The sequence below is a fragment of the Gammaproteobacteria bacterium genome (assembly GCA_003696665.1).
GTDB lineage: Bacteria > Pseudomonadota > Gammaproteobacteria > Enterobacterales.
On sequence record RFGJ01000357.1, the window covers coordinates 1 to 2,530 of the forward strand.

At 49.8% G+C, this 2,530-nt stretch carries 3 protein-coding genes; all 3 read left to right on the top strand.

Going from position 1 to position 2,530, the window contains the following annotated elements; translation table 11 throughout:
• Nucleotides 1-699, top strand: a 699-nt coding sequence (locus tag D6694_09355; GenBank protein RMH41130.1) for a M23 family metallopeptidase, incomplete at its 5' end; no start/stop codon positions are given.
• 63 nt (nt 700-762) lie between these two features.
• Entirely contained in the window at nt 763-1,419 is a 657-nt protein-coding gene (locus D6694_09360; protein ID RMH41131.1) for a hypothetical protein, read from the top strand.
• A 311-nt stretch (nt 1,420-1,730) separates the two neighbouring features.
• Nucleotides 1,731-2,530, top strand: an 800-nt coding sequence (locus D6694_09365) for a type IV secretory system conjugative DNA transfer family protein (protein RMH41132.1), incomplete at its 3' end; no start/stop codon positions are given.

Sequence of the window (2,530 nt, forward strand, 5' to 3'; positions counted from 1 at the left end):
CCGTGGATTTTGCCAACAGCCGAGGGTATTCCGCTTGGAGAGCTAAAAGAAGAGTCTCCGGTCGTGTTTATCCCGCCTGGGCTTCGCATTCCTGGTGAGGTTCGTGAGGGGGGTGCGCGTCCGCCTGAAGTTGGAGGGATTGAGGACGGGGGGAATGGTTCTCCGGAGCCTGCTGGGCCGGTTCCTCCGCCTGCACCGTGTCCACCAGGCGACAGATGCGCGCTACATCATCCACTGCCTCAGTGGAGCGGTACGCCTCTTGATGGGGTCGGTGCGTGTCGTTCAAACTGCGGCAGAAGACACGCAGGCGTGGATATTCAGAGTCGAAAAGGGTTTCAGAACTCGACTCGCCGGGGAGGGAATTGTAGCCGGAGTCCTGGCAGACTTCCCTGTGGCGAGGCTGTTGTTGCGGCTCAGAATGGCGTAGTGAGTGGTATTACTCCCGTGGGTGGAAGCTGTGGGGGAATTGTAAAGGTTCGACACTCTTCCCCGGCAATTCAGACCGAGTATCTACACCTGGCAAGAATTGACGTTCGTGGAGGCCAGCAGGTTCAGCGCGGACAAGTGTTAGGAATTGAAGGCGATGAGCGACCGGGACGCTGTTCGTTTGGGACACATCTGCACTATCAAATCCGTGTTAATGGTGCGCTTGTCAATCCCCTGAACTATCGTCATGAACCGCCATTGAGAGCAAGATAAGTTTGAGGTGAATCAATGAATAGATCGAGCAGAAGAAATATTGCCTGCCTGCTTTTCTGCCTTGTGTTTACAGTGATTTTGATTGTTGCAAATCAGCGACCTTCTTACTCCCATCCCGTCGTTGTGAATGACCTTCTGAACCCGTCCGGGACGGCTGTTTTACAGTCTGTTCGTGGATGTTTGCCGCCAACCCCAGACACTCATGAATATCCATACAGATTTCATTTTCTGGGTAGAATTGGCGATCCTCAAGCAGCGGGAGATTCTAATATTGAGCGGCCGATCGCCTATCTCTATATCAGTGTTTTCGACACTCCTGATCCGAGTTATGTCCCCTGGCAAACATTGATTGGACTGCTTCGTAATGGCACTTGTCAGAACTACATCGGGCAGGATGCTTTTGTCAGCCTGACAAACTATATGCCATTGCCTTTGGCAGTGCAGGCATCCAGCCTGCTTTATCAGTACAGAGAGGGGCAGGCGGATAGTCCTGATGCCTATCGAGACAAGCTTCAACGAGCCTATGGGCAGGGTCTTGAACCTGATGTGACGGAAAACCCTCGTACTCCTGCTGAACAGCATCAGTTGGATGAAGAACCTTGTCAACTGTTCCCGGAGTGGGCTGCTGTGGTGCGCTCAGAGGGGGTTCAGATTAACCCTGACGTGTGTAGGGTTTTGCCAGTGCCAAGATATCCGTTTTGGGCAAGACCACGCAGATAGGCAGATTTGTGCTGCAAAGTTCTGAAGATTTACCAATGCAAACACGAATCAAAGACAGCTACTTTTCTCTTTATCAGCTTGGTTGATCAAAGGCTTTTTCGTACACGTCCTCTCAAAATAGAGACAGGTGGCTTGTCTTGAGAGGATGTGATTCTTTCCCCAATAACTACGGTCTTCTTGCTTCTTTTCTCCCATAGGTTCGCTTAATCCTCAGAGGGGGATTGAGCGAACCCAGTTTATTAGCTGGGAGTGATTTGAATTAAAAGAATTGAAAACGCCCCATCGCAAACTTACACATCATCCTGTGTGCGATGGATACCCGACAAATAGAAACACAACCTCAGCAGGCTTCACCTATTTCTGGTGAACCTGCTTCAGCTAGCTTTCTGCCTTCCTATGTGACTCCGCAAATGCTCTTGATCCTGCTAGTTTGCGGGGCAGGAATAGCATGGTCAGCTTTTTCAGGGGGAGGCGGAACTAATGCGGATTCTGGTAGCACCGGGAAAAATGCAAAAGCCAGAGCGAAATGGGCAGGTAAAAAAGAGTTTGCATCGGCTCGAAAGCTGGCGATCAAGCAGCTAAATGGGCGGAGCCGTAAAAGTGCATGTGTGTGGATTATTCGCCCAACCACACTGGAATTTCCTGATGAAGCTTGTGAATTTAAGGTCTACAAGTCGGGTCGAAAGCAAAAGCTACCCCCTAAGACTGGGGCAATCCCTAAAGAAAGCCCTGTTGTTGTTAAAGGTGAGAAGCATAACTTCTATAGCAAGTTTGATGAAAAAAAGGTTGCTGCTGAAACTATCTGGATTCCTGATACTCAGCGATCTGTAATGGTTGTCGGTGCGCCTGGTTCTGGTAAGACATTCTCTGCAATTGATCCGATGCTGAGAGCGGTCGTAGAGCAAGGTTATCCGCTGATTCTTTACGATTTCAAGTACCCCACGCAGACCAGTACGATTGCTTGGTATGCAGAGCAGATGGGGTATGAAATTCGTGTTTTCGCTCCAGGCTTTCCAGAAAGTGATGTGATCAATCTGCTGGACTTTTTGACTGGTGATCCTCAGATTGATGCAGCCCTGGCTAGACAGTTGGCAAATACGATGAACAAAAA